General features: G+C 66.3%; 14 protein-coding genes and 1 pseudogene. 2 read left to right on the plus strand and 13 right to left on the minus strand.

Going from position 1 to position 17,398, the window contains the following annotated elements:
* The first annotated feature begins 13 nt into the window (after positions 1-13).
* The gene (locus ACI79O_RS08595; protein WP_456913874.1) at positions 14-2,116 is read left to right on the plus strand and encodes a sigma-70 family RNA polymerase sigma factor; all 2,103 of its coding nucleotides are present in this window, start codon (positions 14-16) and stop codon (positions 2,114-2,116) included.
* Here the strand turns inward: ACI79O_RS08595 and dcm are convergent.
* The 13 genes and pseudogenes from dcm to ACI79O_RS08660 all read right to left on the minus strand — a co-directional run bounded on the left by dcm (position 2,073) and on the right by ACI79O_RS08660 (position 15,937).
* Positions 2,073-4,082, minus strand: coding sequence for a DNA (cytosine-5-)-methyltransferase (gene dcm, locus ACI79O_RS08600; protein WP_456913875.1), 2,010 nt, complete (start codon positions 4,080-4,082; stop codon positions 2,073-2,075). The two genes, ACI79O_RS08595 and dcm, sit on opposite strands and share 44 nt — an antisense overlap.
* Entirely contained in the window at positions 4,079-5,380 is a 1,302-nt protein-coding gene (locus tag ACI79O_RS08605) for an ATP-binding protein (protein ID WP_456913876.1), read from the minus strand. The genes dcm and ACI79O_RS08605 overlap by 4 nt, the downstream gene beginning before the upstream one ends.
* A gap of 34 nt (positions 5,381-5,414) precedes the next feature.
* Positions 5,415-5,846 carry a very short patch repair endonuclease gene (locus ACI79O_RS08610; protein ID WP_456913877.1) on the minus strand — a complete coding sequence of 144 codons (432 nt, stop codon included), beginning with the start codon at positions 5,844-5,846 and terminating at the stop codon, positions 5,415-5,417.
* Between the two features lie 119 nt (positions 5,847-5,965).
* Entirely contained in the window at positions 5,966-7,321 is a 1,356-nt protein-coding gene (locus ACI79O_RS08615; protein ID WP_456913878.1) for a hypothetical protein, read from the minus strand.
* A gap of 2 nt (positions 7,322-7,323) precedes the next feature.
* Positions 7,324-8,217, minus strand: a complete 894-nt coding sequence (locus ACI79O_RS08620; RefSeq protein WP_456913879.1) for a hypothetical protein — start codon at positions 8,215-8,217, stop codon at positions 7,324-7,326.
* A gap of 5 nt (positions 8,218-8,222) precedes the next feature.
* Entirely contained in the window at positions 8,223-10,139 is a 1,917-nt protein-coding gene (locus ACI79O_RS08625) for a hypothetical protein (RefSeq protein ID WP_456913880.1), read from the minus strand.
* Positions 10,136-11,116: a PD-(D/E)XK motif protein gene (locus tag ACI79O_RS08630; RefSeq protein ID WP_456913881.1), complete on the minus strand. Its 981-nt coding sequence runs from the start codon at positions 11,114-11,116 to the stop codon at positions 10,136-10,138. Before ACI79O_RS08630 ends, ACI79O_RS08625 begins: the two co-directional genes overlap by 4 nt.
* Complete coding sequence (locus ACI79O_RS08635) at positions 11,117-13,732, minus strand: Z1 domain-containing protein (protein WP_456913882.1); 2,616 nt, start codon at positions 13,730-13,732, stop codon at positions 11,117-11,119.
* Between the two features lie 103 nt (positions 13,733-13,835).
* Positions 13,836-14,840, minus strand: a complete 1,005-nt coding sequence (locus ACI79O_RS08640; protein ID WP_456913883.1) for an HNH endonuclease — start codon at positions 14,838-14,840, stop codon at positions 13,836-13,838.
* Between the two features lie 62 nt (positions 14,841-14,902).
* Positions 14,903-15,214, minus strand: a complete 312-nt coding sequence (locus tag ACI79O_RS08645; protein ID WP_456913884.1) for a diguanylate cyclase domain-containing protein — start codon at positions 15,212-15,214, stop codon at positions 14,903-14,905.
* A gap of 56 nt (positions 15,215-15,270) precedes the next feature.
* A pseudogene (locus tag ACI79O_RS08650) lies at positions 15,271-15,411 on the minus strand (diguanylate cyclase domain-containing protein); the annotation flags it as partial.
* A complete protein-coding gene (locus tag ACI79O_RS08655; RefSeq protein WP_456913885.1) occupies positions 15,408-15,803 on the minus strand; it encodes a hypothetical protein in 396 nt (131 codons plus the stop codon). The gene ACI79O_RS08655 and the pseudogene ACI79O_RS08650, both read right to left, overlap by 4 nt.
* The gene (locus tag ACI79O_RS08660; protein ID WP_456913886.1) at positions 15,794-15,937 is read right to left on the minus strand and encodes a hypothetical protein; all 144 of its coding nucleotides are present in this window, start codon (positions 15,935-15,937) and stop codon (positions 15,794-15,796) included. Before ACI79O_RS08660 ends, ACI79O_RS08655 begins: the two co-directional genes overlap by 10 nt.
* Before the next feature lie 216 nt (positions 15,938-16,153).
* On the opposite strand from ACI79O_RS08660, the gene phaZ reads away from it, so the two are divergent.
* Positions 16,154-17,398, plus strand: a complete 1,245-nt coding sequence (gene phaZ / locus ACI79O_RS08665) for a polyhydroxyalkanoate depolymerase (protein ID WP_456913887.1) — start codon at positions 16,154-16,156, stop codon at positions 17,396-17,398.

Consider the following 17,398-nt stretch of genomic DNA (forward strand, 5'->3'; position numbering starts at 1 on the left):
CCTCCGTCGACTCATGTCTCGGAACTACGCACTCCAGGATGAGCGCGATGCGCTGCGGGCCCGCATCGATGACATGGAGGAGCGGCTGCAACAGCTTGAAGCCGAGCTGCGCTCAGTAGGGGTGGTCCGCCAAGCCGTCTCCGCTGGGGCGCTGATGAGCCCGTTCGCGGACGGCACTCCAGTGACCGCTGAGGACGCTGCTCAGAGTGCGGATGAGCTACGGGACCGAGATAACACGGTTCCTGACGGTGGGCAAGAGGCGGACTTGCCCTTGCCGGATCTACGAACGAGGCTCGATGTCGAGCACCGCGCTGCTCTGGACCGGTGGTTGTCAGCAGGGCGACGCGGACGGATCCACGTGTCCGACGATGCCCATCGGTGGCTAGTCGGAGCGGCGGCAGTGCGCGAGGCTCTGCTCGAAGGCGCGCAGGTCCTCGTCATCACGGCGCTGCAAGGTTCCCAGTCGTCGTGGATCGAGGCTGTGCAGCGGTTCCTGCCTGACATCGAGGTCGGTCAGCTGGGCGCGGGTAAAGACGACAGCCTCGAGGACTGTCACGTACTCGTCGCCACTTCAGACGCTCTTGGCGCACATGAGACGGTGACGCCCCACCCAGGGGACCTCGTTCTCATCGACACGTGCGACGGCCCTCTGGTCGGGCACCCCGAGTCCCTGACGGACGTGTTCACGGACTTCCTCATCCTGACGTCACGAGAGGAAGAGCCCAACCAGCGAAAGGGGGCAGAGGAGCTCCGTCCGGCAAGGCAGTCAGCTCGCCCGCCAGTGCAGCCCGCCACCTCAGCTCAACAAGCCGTTCGCCGACCAGACGGGCCGGCTGCGGCTGACAAGGCCGGATTCGCTCAGCAGGGCGGTGTACTCCGGCAGCCAGCGGGTGTCCTGGGTCCGATGCCGTCCTCGCACGCCAACGGCCGTCAATCGATCGACGAGACCGTGGTCGCCGGTCCGGACGGCGCCGAGCCCGCCGAGGTCCCGGCCGCCGAGGAGGCCGCCGCCGAGGGCGGCGACTTCGAGTGGGACGACGAGGAGGAGTCCGAGGCGCTCCGGCAGGCCCGCAAGGACGCCGAGCTCACCGCCTCGGCCGACTCGGTCCGCGCCTACCTCAAGCAGATCGGCAAGGTCGCCCTGCTCAACGCCGAGGAGGAGGTCGACCTCGCCAAGCGCATCGAGGCCGGCCTCTACGCCGCGGAGCGGATGCGCCAGGTCGAGGAGGAGGGCCAGAAGCTCTCCCCGCAGATGCGCCGCGACCTCAACTGGATCATCCGTGACGGCGAGCGCGCCAAGAACCACCTGCTGGAGGCCAACCTCCGCCTGGTGGTCTCCCTCGCCAAGCGCTACACCGGCCGCGGCATGGCGTTCCTGGACCTCATCCAGGAGGGCAACCTCGGCCTGATCCGCGCCGTCGAGAAGTTCGACTACACCAAGGGCTACAAGTTCTCGACGTACGCCACCTGGTGGATCCGGCAGGCCATCACCCGCGCCATGGCCGACCAGGCCCGCACCATCCGCATCCCGGTGCACATGGTCGAGGTCATCAACAAGCTCGGCCGCATCCAGCGCGAGCTGCTCCAGGACCTGGGCCGCGAGCCCACCCCGGAGGAGCTGGCCAAGGAGATGGACATCACCCCGGACAAGGTGCTGGAGATCCAGCAGTACGCCCGGGAGCCGATCAGCCTCGACTTCCTACTGGAGGACGAAGAGACGGCCGAGAGCATCCGTGCCCTCGTGAGCGATGACAGCGAACGTCTCGCGCGCAGGGCGCTGGAGAACTCAGCCAGGCTGGCATTGGACGTGCTGCCAGTCAGAGAGGGCACCATCCTCCGGATGCGATTCGGCTTCCCCCCTCATGAAGCGATGACCTTGGAGGACATTGGTGGCGAGTTCGGGGTCACGCGGGAGCGCATCCGTCAGCTCGAAGCAAAAGCGCTGAAGTTCTTGGCGGCCAAGGTGGATCGCGACCTTTCGTGGCGCGCCGAGCCGTTTGCCGTACGGATGCCTGTGACAAACTCCCGATCGATCACAGCGTCGAACAACCGGCGTCCGGTAACCCACCGGACTAGAACAGCATCGAGGCTCTCCGTTCGTCGGCTCGGGAGCTGACGCACACCTGCTGCAACGGGCACAGGTCACAGAGCGGCTCCGTCGGCCGGCAGATGCTCGCGGCTACTTCGATGAGCGCTAGGTGTGCGGCACGCGCGTTCGACCCACTACCGATCATCCGGGCCACTGCCATGCGGCCGTCGGTCAGACGGTTCTTGCGGTCCACGTTGTCACCGCTGACCCGCGCAGCGACACGGAGAACACCCTTGGTGGAGAGCACCGGTTCTTCCGACGCCTCGTCACCGCCCACCGGGACGACGAGTGAGGCCAGCTCGAGTGCCGCCGAGGGTGCGATCGGTATACGAGTCGCGGACGCCTCGGCCTCCTCCAAGGCGCCTGGGTGCTCCGACAGCCAGTCCGCGAGCTCTAGGACCTGGAGGGCACGTGGCCCTCGCCCGATGTGGGTCCCGATCTCTCGCAGCGCCTCGTCGCTGTCCTGCGTCGACTCAGGCGTCTCCCACCCGCGGAGGATGGGCCACAGGAGCTTCGTGACGTCGGCTGTGGCTCGGTCGAGCAGGAGTTCGGCCGAGACGACCTGCCATCTGGTGGTCGCACGCAGCCAGGGAACTCCTCTCGGCTCGATCTCCGAGAACCAATCCGAGAGCACGGCTGCGACCACTCTGGTGGAGGAGTTGGCCTTGTCCCTTGTATCGAGCGCGCGGTTGATCGCATGACCGAGGTGCTCGGCCAACAGCGGCGGTACCGCATTGCCTATCTGCTTGAAGGCCGCTGACGGAGGCCCTGCAAACCGGTACCAGTCGGGGAAGGTCTGCAGCCGCGCCGCCTCGCGGACGGTGATCGTGCGCCCCTGCCGGGGGTGGATGTACCAGTAACCGTCCTTGGCGATATGCGCGGTGATCGTCCGCGACAGGTCGTTCTCGTCCAGACGCTTGTACTTGTCATCGAAGATGTCGTCGCGATAGCGCTTCATCTCCGCAGGGAGGTCCGAGTAACGCGTCGACGAGTCCATCAGTTCGAAGGCCCGGGCGTCGTCTTCACGCACCGGCCGGGTGATGTGGTCGTACAGCCGCGAGGCCTCCGACACCGGAATCCCTTCACGCATCCGGTGCTGGAAGGACGTCAGCGGACCGTCGTACTCCGCCCATCCATCGGCACCACCTTCGGGCCGCCAGCCTCCGTCGACCTCAGGCATGTCACCGATGGCATTCCACACGGAAACGCGTTCTGCGGATTCCGTCGGCCACTGGAAGGCGAGCCCGTCCTGTAGGGCGACGAGGATGAGACGCTGCCGGAACTGCGGAACGCCGTACCGCCAAGTGTCCACGATCCGTTCCTCGACGCCGTAGCCGAAGTCCTCCAGCTCTTCCACCATCGAGCGGAGGATGAACATCTCCCGATCGAGCGCCATGTCGGGGACATTTTCCATGAGAACGGCAGGGGGTCGCACTAACTGGACGACCTCGAGGAAGGACCGCCACAGGTCCCTTCGCTGGTCATGCGGGTCCCGGAGCCCGTGCCGCACCCGGTGTCGAATGCCTGAGCGGCCAGCCTTGGAGAAGGGTTGGCACGGCGGCCCACCCGCAATCAGGTCGACTCGAACTTCTGTCAGGAGCTCGGCCAGCTCCTCGATGCGCTCGACATCCGCGAGATCCCAGTCGAGGCTCATACCCCGAAAGTGGTGCCCGTGGGTCTCGACGGCCTCGGGATAGTGGTCAACGGCCACCACACTGCGGAAACCGGATCGCTCCAGTCCCAGGCTGATTCCCCCAGCGCCACTGAACAGGTCCGCCGCCAAGCGAGCCTCCGGCTCCTGCTCTCGGAGACGGTCGACCACCGCAATCAGCTCTTCGCGGGTGGTTGCACGCTCAGGATGTGGTGGCAGCTTGACGAACGGACCGCGGACGAGTTTGACGCCATAAGGGGCCCGCGCGGGTTCCGCACCCAACGCCTGGCCTACCTCTTCCTGGTGCTCCTGAACGGAAATCTCACTACCCCCGTCGGTCATGAAGACGCGAAGCCGAGCGCTCGCCATACATCCGGCGCCACGGCCTCCAGCCGCTGCGCAATGCGCTTGAACGCTTCGTACTCCCCCGCCTGCAATGCTGCGGATCTCAACGCAAGCCCTGTCATCGCCGGCAGCTCACCGGCCACAGCATTGGAGCGGTCTGCCCGGTCGGCCCCTTGGACCCTGCCCGCGTGGTCGCGGTACCTCTGGTTCGCCGTCATGCACAGCTCGTTGATGGGGCGCTCGAGTAGCTGCTTGAGCTGAGCAGGTACGGAAACGCGCATCTTGGCGACGTTGATCTGGAAGAGGTCGTCGAGCTCGGTGTCGAAGTCCAACGAGGCTCTCGCCAGCTTCAGGTGCTCGTCGATACCTCTCAGGCCGGCCCACCCTCCCCACTGCACCAACCGGTCACCCCGGTAGATGTAGAGACCCTGCTGGCGATTCCACTTGAGCGGTCCCGAGAGTTCGTCAAAGCGGGTAACGGTGCTGAAGTCGTCCTTCGCGGGGAGGACGAACCGGTCGAGGCGCACGCGCCCTAGAGATTCCCCTGCCGTCAACTCGAAGGTCTGCGTGTGCAGTCGCAGCGTATGTTGCTCATCGACCGCAAACGGGTTCCACGGATCGAGTTTCTCTCCGTTCACAGTGATGACAAGGTGTCGCTCGGCGACACCTTCCAGGAATCGGTGAAAGACCATCCTCAGATGGTCCGCCGTCTTCTTGGCAAACGACTCGATGCGCCGCCTGGCCCATCCGCCATCCGGATTCTTCTCGGGAAGCACCCGGTCAAGATTCCGCCACACGACGACCGTTCCCCGATCTTCCCCGAGGAGCTCCCGCGCAGCCGCCGTCCTGGACTTTTCAGGCGCCGTGATGAGCCAGTCGTCCCATTCGATGATGGTGTCGAGGTTCAGTTCACGCGAGGCAACTGGGCCACTTGGTGCTCGACGACTAACAACGGTGACGCTTCGACACTGGGAGAGCGATGCCGTCTTGAGCCCCAGACCGTACCGGCCGAGGTCGCTCGATCCGTAGGCCCGTCTACTACCGAAACGGAGAGCCTCGACGAGGCCATTCGGACTCATCCCAGCTCCGTCATCACAGATGAAGACAGAGGAGTCCACACCATCGAATCGGATCACCACGTCAACGCGTTCGGCGCCGGCCATCACGCTGTTGTCCACGAGATCGGCTACAGCCGAGGGAAAGTCGTAACCGATGTCCCTGAGCGACTCGGTGAGACGGGCCGCTGAGGGAGCTACTGATCGATGCCGACTCGCGGACACATGTACTCCTCGCACCTATGGATCCCGTCCAGGCTCTCACACGGCGAGCTCAGGACCGCGGCGGCTCGCCACGCAACGTTCGCCACACCGCCTCGATCCGGTCACCGGCGGTGTCGACGGGTTCATGCTCCCAGACCCGTATGACAGTCCAGCCGGCGTCGGTCAGCTGCTGATCCTGTCTGCGGTCCCTTGCCACGTTGGCGTCGAGCTTGGCCTCCCACCATGCGGCATTCGTCTTCGGACGAGTCGAGTGGAGCGGGCACCGGTGCCAGAAGCAGCCGTCGACGAAGACAGCTAGTTGAGCTCGCGTGAAGACGATGTCAGGGCGCCCCGGAAGGCCCCGGAACTCCTTCCGGAACCTGAGTCCCCGCGCATGCAGTTCCCGCCGCAGGGCTACCTCTGGACCCGTGTCCCGTCGGGGCATCCGCTGCATCTGCCGGCTCACCTGCGCGTCGCGGGCGGGCGGTCGTTCTGCCTTCACGCGTCAGCCCCGACCACCTTCGACCACGTCTCGAACATACGGCCGTCGCAGTGATGGTGACGTGGCCCCACTGCAGCCACGTCACCATCACACCTGGACCGTCCGCCCTGGCGTGGCGGTCAGCCTCCCGTAGCGGTGACCGTCAACCCGACCTCCTGCAGGAACCGACGCGAGACTGCGCCCTTGGACCAGCCGAACAGCTCGCACAGGGCCCCGGCCAAGATGTCCAGCCCGGCACCCGGGTGTTCCTCGCGCAGATAGGACATGGCAAGCCGGATCTCCTCCGGAGGGACGCGAGCGGGTGCTCGTACGTCTCCGCTGGAGGGAACCCGGACGTACTCGAGCGTGTGGCCAGGGAGCCGGATGAAGTTGTCCGTGGCCACGTCTACCTGCTGCCCCGCGATGGAGCAGCGACGCAGCGCCCGATCGAGAGCGTCAGGCATGTCGCCTCCGTACGGGTCCACCTCCCAGTCCCGCTGAAAGGCTTCGTAGAGGGTCTCGATGTGGACAGGCGCCTCCTTCCGGATCAGCCTCTCGAAGTATCGGGTGAGGTAGGGCCTTGCCAGAGGGCTGTCGGGGCGGAAGCGGCAGTTCGCAGGCGACGCCTTGCCGTGCGCCTCGCCGTGCTCGTAGGGCCTCGTCCACGATGCAGACGCTGACTCAAGTGGCATCTCGACTTGGACAGGCACCGGATGCACCGCGTCGACGACCACTGGGGTGCGCATCGTCGTGACCTGGCTGACCGGCTTGCCGGTCATGGCCGCGATGGCCTCTTGCAGCTCCCGCTGCACGACCGCGTCGAGGTCATCGTCAGGGAGGACATCGAGACAGAACGCGCCCTGCGCCCGCAGCATGCGTTTCGCGAAGTCCCGCATGAGTTCGCTTCGGCTGACTCCTCCACTGGGAGCGCCCAGGACGGCGGCCGCCATCCTCTTGGCCAGGCGACGGTCCGCGGCGAGGGTCGGTCGTTCCATGATGTTAACGAGTTCGTCCTCGCCGAGACCGTCCATCCGGTCGATGAGGTCGGCACCCACGATCTCAGCGCGCCACCAGAGGCGGCGCAGGACGTTGCGCGGCCGTCCCAGCATGCGCTTCTCTGCCCGATCCGGGAAGCGCCACACGCTCAGATCTGGAAGCACTACGAGCGCGAGGAAGTTCCACACCTCGTCCGCGGCGGCATCTGCCGGAACGATGGCCATGTGCTCATGAAGCAGAGCAGTGGCCGGTCGGTCGAAGTCACCAATCCGGGCCCGGCTCAAGGACTCGGGGAAACCGAGTCCGTCCGCGAGCTCACGTAGCGCGATCGCGACTTCTTCGATCGAGGATTCAGGTACAGCCGAACCACCGACCGCCACGGGCGCAGCGTCCGGATGGTTGGTCTCTGCCCGCTTCCGCAGCTCGGTCGGCTCAAGCTCGGCGTACTCCTCGAGCAGGGTCCGCGCCGCACTGTCCGACAGCCGTGGGTAGACGTACACGCTCAGCTCACCGCCTCGGCGAGCAGACCGGCCCGTGCCTGCATTGCGGCCTCAAACCTCGATCGGTCCGCATCGCGTCTCGCTCGCAGTGACCTTGCGTCCTCGTATGGCCAGAGCCGCCGGCAGATCTGTTCCAAGGTGTGTCCCAACGAGCCGATCCGGAAGGTGCCCCAGCCGCTGATGAAGTCATCGGAGTCGAGAGCCGCGTGCACGAGGAGGCGATGAACGTCCCAGAAGAGAACGCTCCTGATTTCCTCCGAGTCGGTGGTCCCTCGAACGAGTCTGGTCCCGACCGGATGGGCACTGTTGATCCTGATGCGCAGACAGGCGAGGGGGTTCGCATCTAGGTCGGTCAGGTCGTGCTGCAGCCACCAGACGCCTCCGGCATCCCCAAGTCCTGACTGGCCGAAGTCGATGACGTCGGTCGGGAACCGCGAGGCGTCACCCTCGAGGAGGCAGCTGGCTTGCTCATCCCGGGATTCCCTCCACAGGACGGATCCCGGTCGAGTGGCGGAAAGTGCAGCCCCGCCCCTCCCGGGACGGAGCAGGACGATGAGCCGTTCGATCGTCAACCGTCCACCGGCCACACCAGGCGGGACCTCGAATGCGAGGTTGATCGCACGGTCCCCGACGACGGGGACTGTGGCACCCACAGACCTGGCCGTCGTCGACGACGCCGACCAGAGTGCTGTGACGGCAATTTCTGCATCGTCGGACAGTCCACACTCCCGAAGCACCCGGTCGCGGGAAACCCGAACAATGGACTCCAGGGTGATGGTCGACGTGTAGTCCCACCCCTTGAGGAGGAGCGGCAGGGGCTGACGGTCGCCCCGCAGCTCGACGATCCACGGCCCGCACTCGGGTTCGGTCTCCGCCTGGAGGTAGGGCAGAGTCACGACCCTCATGACTCGGCACCCAAGGGTTCGAGCCTGAGGTCGACCACGGTCCCGACATCACGTGGTTGCAGAACCTTGAGGCACCAGACCCCTTGGTCGTCTGCAGCCACCTGGAGCACCTCCCCTGCCTCGGGCACGGGGCGGCCATCCCGCCAGTACCCGAGGATTTCCGGCACGGGGGCCCCGACGGGCGCCTCTTTCTCCCGCGAGACGCCATCCGGACCAGCAGCCGCCACGACGGCCATGACCTCCGTTGCCTGCGTCCCCCGCCTCGGCGTCACCGCGAACTCGATACAGAGATGGGTCCGTCCCTCCGTCTCGGATTCGAGCCATCGCCGACGGATCTCAGCCTTCGCTGTCGGACCACCACCACGCGCACCAGAGTCGGTCTTCTTCGTGCGTGCTGGCCTCGGCCCGTTACCCGCCGAGACGCTCAGAAGCTGGCCGAGCTGATCTGCGACCACAACTCCCGACTCTCGGACCTCCCCACCCCCGAGCCGCACGGCCGGCGCGAATGCGTCCTCCGCTGCAGCCTTGATGTCTCGGAGCGCCACGTTGACGTAGGTTCGCTGGCGCCTCTCGCTCACGAGAGTCGGATTCCAGGTGTCATGCGTCGGTGGCTCCGCTGCGGCGAAGGCGGCATCCACCTCCTCCGATGTGCGGAAGACGCCGGCCCACTCGAGCCCCTTGTTCGTCAGTGCAGGCCCGGATCGGTACTGCACCACGAGCTCCGCCCGGCGCATCACGGCTACGTAGTGGGACGGTCCCGTGAACGGAGCTGCGGTGCGCTGTTGCCCGTGGTCGTCCAGTCCACAGTCCAGGATGGGTCGAGCCGCGAAGGGCACGGCGTGCATCGCAAGCCACCCGAGGTTGGCGATGGGCCGCTGCGACTTGATGTTCCTGATGTGCTGCAGCGGATACAGCTCCGGAGCTGCTCCCTCATCATCGCACGCCCTTAGGGAATCCAGCGCCTGGGCAAAGGCGGAGAGCGGCGGTGTCTGACGTGGATCCGGCACCGGGATGGCTTCGCCATCCAAGGTCGCGGCGAAGGTCATGGCCGGCCGGGACCCGTCTCTGGCCACCATCTTCGGCCAGAAGTTCCACAGCAGCGCTTCGATCATGTAATTGACGACCTGGCGAGGCTCACGTCCTGCCAGGTCAGGCGCGAGGATCGCGATGGTCGTCCCCGTCTCCTCGGCGGAGAAGGCCGGGAGTCCCAGCTGGTCAGCCAGCCGCTTGGCGGCATCGCCGGTGACAGGCTCAACTGCGTTGTCGCTCCCGAAGCGACCCCACCAGTGCCGGCCTGTGTAGTTCTGTCGTCTGTAGTCGTACTGGCGTCCGATGGTCTGGGCGATGAGCCTCTGCTGGATCCGTCCTCGGTAGTTGGCGCTGGTGTGGATGAGGACCGTACGACAGCCGCTGACCAGATAGCTGATGGTCTTGCCGAAGCCGTAGGTACCACCCCCGAGTTCCCGCTCAGAAGGCTGGCCGATGTTGAAGACGAGGTCGATGAAGTTCGTTGCTTCGCCCTCATCTGCTGGACGGTCCGCACGGAGGGGACCACCGAGACCCTTCGTTCCCCGGTCGGTGATGCAAAGCATCCGCAACCCGCGGTCTTTCAGCGCACGCTCGAGCTCGACGTCGCCGCTCTCCAGAACGTTGTTGAAGACTCCCTTCGGCGGAAGGGATGTAAAGACCTCGTCCTTCAAGGCGAGACGCTGTTCAGTTGTGACCTGGCTCAGACCTAGCGATACACGGACGTCACCGTCGTCGGCGCGGGCGTCCCAGCTGTTCTGGACCGCTTCCCGGACGAGCACCACGTACGGATCGAGATCCGGACGCCCGAGGAGGTTGAGTGCCCCCTCCCCCGCCAACCCGCCATGCGGTGCGCGGGGTTCTGCAAAGTGGTTCATCGAGATCACAGCGCTGCGAGCTCCCTCAGGACGGTGACGCGGGCATCCGCGGGCAGGGCCGTCGGATAGGGCCCGGCCAAGTCGAGCTGGTAGTTGAGGTTCAAAACACCCTCAGGCACTCGACCGCCGATGAAGCTGGTCGGCACGACGCGGGGGAACGTCTCGTCGATGTGGTACCACAGCTCCTCCCGCACCTCGAAGGGGCGGGTGTCCGAGGACTCAGAGATGCCCGTACGGGCGAGCATCTGCTCGAAGTCGACTGGGTCGACCCCAAGCCCCCGGATCTCGTCTATCAGCTGCCGGAGGGTCATCCCAGCCCACGCCTCTCGGAGGCGGAGGTAGACGAGGTACAGGCGCCCCGCCGTTGGGGCCGCCAGCTGCTCCGAGCCGTGGATTTCGACGGTTCGGCCATTCTGGGAGCTCGAGGTCTTCACCTCAACGGCGACAGCGCCACGACGGAAGTCGTGCACGGCTCGGTCAGGACCAACCCAGTGCTCGATTCGACGGAGCGGATCCTCGGCGACCATCTGCCGTAGAACCCAGAGTTCGCCGTATATGCCCATCAGGCCGCTCTCGCCCAGCGGCTCCTTCCCCGCCTCGAGGAGCTGTCGCCACCGTGACAGTGTCAGCTGAGGGATGGTCCGGTATTCATCAGGTCGCGCGAGCACGCGCTCGCAGATCTCCCCCGCCAGTCGCTCGAACACGTCCCTGAGCTCCACACGGTGACAGGCCACGTCGATGAACAGCCGTCGGGCGCCATGGACCATGAGCTCGCGCCGCGCCAGCGTGACCGACTTGGACCTCCGGTCCGGCACCACGGGTGTCCCGGGTGGCACCGGCACGAGGACGTGTTGGGTTCCGTCGTGATCGACGGCTGCCATGAGGTCGCCCGCGGGCGTCGTGACAGGAAGCGAGGCCATGAGCACCTCGCTTGCTTCATGGGACCTGGAGAGCGCGTGAAAGGCAGCTGCAACGTCGTCGCGCACTCAGGCCTCGACAGCGTTCAGGCTGGATTCGGTGTCCATGCTCTCGACGTCCACGTCCTCCGTGTCATCAATGTCCTCGAACTCCTCGACGTCGCCCAAGGGAAGGCTGACCGCCTTGTAGCGCACGGCCGAGTCCATGACCGTCGCCTCTGGGAACACCAGACCGACACCCATGACGTCTTCCTCGGCGTCCAAGTCGATGCGGACGGTCTTCTGCTCAGGCCGAGGAGCGCGCAGCGGCTTGGACTCTTTGTCGATGGGATAGAGCACGAGAAGGCCGAGACCCGTGGGGCGCAGATCCTGCAATTCCGCATCAGTCTTTGCCGCCACGGCGGCGGCGTCCATCTGGAGGTCCGCGACGCGGTCCTCCTTTGACATGAGGGACTTGATGTTTGCGTGCGGCTTGGCGACGGTCCTGATCGCGGCTCGGTTGATCAGACCGACCGCAGGCAGTGCACCGCCGAGCTCAATGAGCCGTCCCTCGTGGTCGGCACCGCGGGTGACGACCGCGATGTTCCACGTGTCGAGCTCGCCGTTACCATTCTGCCGCTGGATGTATTCGATGATGCGGTCCGAATTGAGATCCTGCGCATCCGCGTGGAAGCGGTAGGAACTTAGAAAGTCGACCACGGCCTGGGCCGGCACGCCGTCGTAAACGTACCGGTTGCTGCCGGCCTCCCTCGGATCACGGCCGATCGCCCGTTGTGCTGCGGCAAGCAAGCGGCGACTGGCGCGCAGGTTGTCGACCAGCCAGTCACGGTCGCGGTGATTGAAGAGGATGGTCTGGATGCGCCGACCGCTGTAGGAGACGGCGACATCGTCGGCCGCTGTCATCTTGAGCGCGGATGTGATGGCGAGCTGAGGATGCGTCCGGACGCGGACTGCGAACTCCCGAGGTGTGAGGTCCTCCCGCTCATATCGCGAGATGTCGAGTCTGATCTCAGCCTCAACTGTCGCCAAGAACTGGAAGTACTCCGCGAGGTCTTTCGTCATCCAGATTCGGGGGAGGTCTGAGTAGCCCGAGCGATAGCCGAACCAACGCCCCATTTGAAGGAGCGTGTCGTAGGCGCTTGCCGTCCGCAGGAAGTAGCTGACGACCAGACCCTCGAGGGTGAGGCCCCGCGACAGGGTGTTGCCACCCACCACGATGACGACCTGCGCTTCGTCGCCGTAGTCGAGTCGGTCCGCGCTCTGAAAGTTGTCGACTACCACCTTGAGGTCGTCGAGGACGCCGCTCACCTCGGCAGACGCCTGTTCAAAGGTGACAGGTCGCTCGCCCAGTTCCTCAGCGGAGACCCGACCGGCCTGCCGGCTCCATACCTCCGCCAGCGCAGGGCCACCCACCTCCCCGCGGATTGAAGTGAGCACCTGCTCGATAGGCTCCCTGTAACGAAAGTGAATGGAGGAGAGTTGGGTGGTGTGAATCAACATCGATGAATGCCGGTTCCGCTGACCACGGACGCGCCGAGCAGCCGTGGCGAGCACGAACCAGTAGATGGCCTCGCGCAGGGACGGCGTGATCTCCGGCTTCCAAGCGTCTCGATCCGTACGCTTTCGCGGCGGGCGGAGATCGGCCACCTCCGCCATCGGCACCTCGGACACCATGTCGAGACCGTCCGCGCCGAGCTCCGCCTCCTCCTCCGTGAGCGGCTCGCGCCCGAACAGGCGCTCGGCACCGAAGTAGGCGTCTGGGCGCGGCAGATCAACGATGAAGTCGCTCGGATAGAGGTCTTCAGGCACAGATGGGTCGATAAAGATGTTCGCAAAGGGCGTTGCGGTGTAGCCGACGTAAGCGGCCTTGGGCTGATTGAGCAGCCGCAGGATCAGCTTGTTGATCTCAGCCCGATCCGCGCCCTTGGTGTTGACACTGGCCTGGTCGGCCTCGTCATCGATGACCAGAATTGGGCAGTTCTGAAGAGTGGACTGCGAGGCCTTCTCCAGCCATTCACACAGGTTGGTGAGCCGAGTCTTGTTCTTTTTGACGACAGCCAAGACGCGCAGCTGGTCCTGCGCCAGCAGGGCGTCCGTATTACCCGGGTCCCCGAAGTCGGCCCCGCTGTTCGTCAATCCGATCCAGCGTCTCCTGTTGAGGGCGACGAGCTGCTCGTCGAGCCGCACCTGCGTCTGCCGTCGAAGATTGTTGTGGATTCCGGACAAGACGATAAAGAGCCGGTAACCGGCGTCAGCAGCCTTGGAGATGACCGCCGTGAAGTTGGACGTTTTCCCACTCTGCACGTAACCCAGTACGAGTCCACGACCTCGGAAGTCTCGGCGCCACGGAGCTGGCAGGCTGGCGACAACCTTGGTGGATGAATGATCCAGAGACGTAAGGCCATCCGCCCCCAAGGACCCAGCCTCGGCCAACGCGCGCTCCAATGCTGGCCAGAAGTCGTCCGCGGGGCGCGAGCCGGTGTACCAAGGGACGATCCGACGCGGATCAGTCAGGGAATTCGGCTCGCGTGCCGCAATGATGTTGTTTGCAGTCTCGTGGTACCTCTTGACAGCGGCAGACACGATGTCCGCGTTGGGGATCAGCTCCAACATGGCCGCTTCAGCCGCCTCAGGGGAGTTGTCCTGCCGAAGGAGGCCGACGAACATACTGTAGGCATTTTGCACGGCCGCTACGTTTGGTGCCATTTCTCCGTCTAATCGTCGAGGCGACTGCCACTGGACAGCAATCGCCGGATGAAACGCGTGCCGCGGCTTATTGCGGCCAATGTTAGGAGCTGGAAGACGAGCCTCGATGCAACTCCCAATGCTCACGCACCCATACGCGCTGCTTACTGCCAAGCGTCACTTGAATCGATCGGCCATGTAGGTCGGCGTACGCGGCGAATACTCGCAGGTTTGGCCGGACGTCGATACAACCCGTTTGCGGCTCGATCGCAATTTCTCCTTGATCGAATAGGCGATGCAAATCGCGGCGCAGAAGAAGCCCGCCACCGTCCTCATGGACACCCGCCTGGGCGTAACTGTAGAGATGAGCAGCCTCAATGGCGGCAGCCGGGGCAGGTCCGGTGAAGGCGCAGCTTTCTCCATACTGCTCCAACAACCGCGCCCTGAAGCTTCCTTGCCCGAGGCGCACCCGCGCAAGTCGTCGAACGTGTCCGCCGTTGACCGGAGAGGCCAGCATCGGATGCAGCGCCCCAAGCCGCTTGAGTGCCCCGCTAGCCACACTCTCCAGGGCCTCCAAGAACGCGTACTCGCGGAGCCTCCTTATGCTGTGCTGCGATCTAGGAGACCTACAAAGGCTCCGCAGAGCGGGCGCCTGCAATAACCCCTGCGCCTCGACCCAGGAGCGCTCATGGTGGGATTTATAAGTCGTAACTGTCGACCGCAGCCGACTTGGCTGGTCGAACGTCGCGCCGCACATGAAGCACAAGAACCGCGGCTTGTCCCGCTGGCGGGATTTGAAGCTAGCTTTTCCGCACTCGGGACATTGGTATCGGAGCTTCTCGTCTTCGCCAACGATGACCTCGTCGACTATCGATGCGCCCAGTAGGAAGGTCTTGTTCCACACAGCGATGAGATGACCTGACCGCACTGCGGCATGATTCGGGACAGTGCTATCCCAGCTGTACCAAGCTTCGGGCTGGTCGTCGTAGCCGTCGTTGCTCCCGTGCTGGCGGGCCCCTGTGACGGCGAGAACCAACCAGGCCGGCACATCGCTCAATCCGTCAGTCACTGTCATCCCCGTTGCCTCGAGTGACGTTGTAGCAACCATAAGCGACGACTCGGACGTTGTCGTTCAGCTTCGGCGACATGTTGCCCGCACGGGCTAGAGCGCTATCGATCTCCCGTTGATGCAGGGACGGCGGGGAAGTGTGCGTCGTCGGCCTCCACCACATGCAAGACGCCGCGGCCGCGCTCCTTCGCGCCGTACATCGCGCGGTCCGCCAGCGTGGGGACCTCGTCGACCGTCGTCCCGGGTGACGCCATCGCCAGCCCGATGGAGGCCGACACCCGTACCGTCCGCCGTCCCACCTCCACTCGGTCCACGAGCACGGCAGCCAGCCCGTGCCTGCTGGCCTCCGCAGTGGAAGCGTCCACCCCGGGCAGGACCGCCACGAACTCGTCCCCACCGAGCCGCCCGACCACCGCCCCCGGCAGCCCCTCTCCACGTGCCGGCGGAGCCGGTCGGCGAGCCGGACGAGCAGCTGGTCGCCCACCGCGTGCCCGCCGCGGTCGTTGACCTCCTTGAACCGGTCGACGTCCACGAACGGCACCGCTCCCCCGACCGCCAGCGCCGCGCGGCCGGTGTCGAGCAGGTGGCTGCGGTTGGCCAGCCCGGTCAGCGGGTCCTGCCGGGCCCCGGCCGCAGCAGCGCCTGCCGCGAGCCGTCGGCCTTGGTCGCCACCGCGGTCAGCTGGTCCAACGTCTCCTGCAGCCGCACCGCTTGGTCGGCGTCCGCGTCCTCGGCCAGATCCGCCACCGCGGAGGTCAGCTCGTCGAGGACCGACTCCAGCGGCAGGCCGGCCGCCACCGCCTCCAGCGTCCGGCCCTGCGCGGCCAGCAGCTCGCCGTCCCACCGGTGCGCGGCCACCTGGCGCCGCAGCGACAGCACGCGGCGCACCAGCCGCACCTGGTTCTCGAGCAGCTGCTCCTCCGCCCGGGAGAACGCCCGCGGCTCGTCGTCGAAGACGCCGAGCGGGCCGAGGACGAAGCCGTCCTCGTCGATCAGCGGCACCCATAGGTAGGAGCGGTCGCGCCGGCCGGCATGGCCGGGTTGTCGCGGAAGACCGGGTGGTCGAGCGCGTCGGCCACCTGCAGCGGCGCCAGAAGCGCCATCACGTACGCGCAGAACGAGAGCTTGCCGGGCACGTGCGAGTATGGGCGCCCGTCCCTTGTTCGGCCGGGTGGCACCGGGTCGCTCCCATCGCTGGATCGGAGCCGGACGCATTGCTCCAGCGTGGCCAGTGAGGCGCACGGGGCGCCGGTGCCGACGACACGGTGATCACCGCGCCACCGTCCCCGGTTGCGGTTACGTTTCCGCAGGGTGACGCACGTCACTCAGCCGACCCGGGGACAGGCAGGCCGATGCTCTACACCGCCTACGAGCTCAACCGCCGCGCGAGCGCCCCCGCGGCCGCCGCGACGGCGCTCACTGCCCGGGCTCTGCACGCCCTGCCGGGCCCGCTCGCGAGGAACCCCGCCGTCCGGCACGCGCGGGCCGCCTGCGAGATCCTCGCCAAGGCGCGACCCACCCACGACCGTCCCGCCTACGGCATCTCCACCGTGCGGGTCGACGGCCGCGACGCCGAGGTCGTCGAGCGCCCGGCGCTCACCACCCCGTTCGGCACCCTGCTGCACTTCGCCAAGCCGTCGGTCGAGAGCCAGCCGCGCGTGCTCGTCGTCGGCCCGATGTCCGGTCACTTCACCACGCTCATCCGGCCGACCATCCGCACGCTGCTCGCCGACCACGACGTGTTCGTCATGGACTGGCACAACGCCCGCGACATCCCCACCGCACACGGGCGCTTCGGCCTCGACGAGTACATCGGGCACGTCATGGACGCGCTGCGGAGCCTCGGCCCCGGCACCCACGTCGTCGCCGTCTGCCAGCCCGCCGTCCCCGTGCTGGCCGCCGTCGCGCTGCTCGCCGCCGACGACGACCCCGCCCAGCCGGCCAGCCTCACCCTCATGGCCGGTCCGATCGACACCCGCATCAACCCCAACCGGGTCAACACCGCCGCCGCCACGAAGCCCATCGAGTGGTTCGAGCGCCGGCTCATCGACACCGTCCCCCGCCGGTACGCGGGCGCCGGCCGGCGGGTCTACCCCGGCGTCGTCCAGCTGGCGGCCTTCATGTCGATGAACCCCCGCCGCCACCTGGGCGCGCACGCGCGGATGTACCGCGACCTGGTGGCCGGCAACGCGGCGGCCGCCGCGGCCACCCAGGCGTTCTACGACGAGTACGGCGCGGTCATGGACGTCCCCGCCGAGTTCTACCTGGAGACGGTCGACCGGATCTTCATGCGGCACCTGCTCGCCACCGGGCGCCTCACCTGGCGCGGCCGCCCCGTCGACCCCGGCGCCATCCGGCAGACCGCGCTGCTCACCGTCGAGGGCGCCAACGACGACATCTGCTCCCCCGGCCAGACCGAGGCCGCCCACGCGCTGTGCACCGGCATCCCGGCCGACCGGAAGCGCCACCACCTGCAGCACGGCGTCGGCCACTACGGCGTCTTCAGCGGCTCCCGGTGGGAGAGCGAGGTCTACCCCGTCCTCCAGGGCTTCATCGCCTCGGCCGGCGACCGGGAGCGGGCGGTCGCCCTGCGCTGA

The sequence above is a fragment of the Geodermatophilus sp. SYSU D00696 genome (assembly GCF_054050235.1).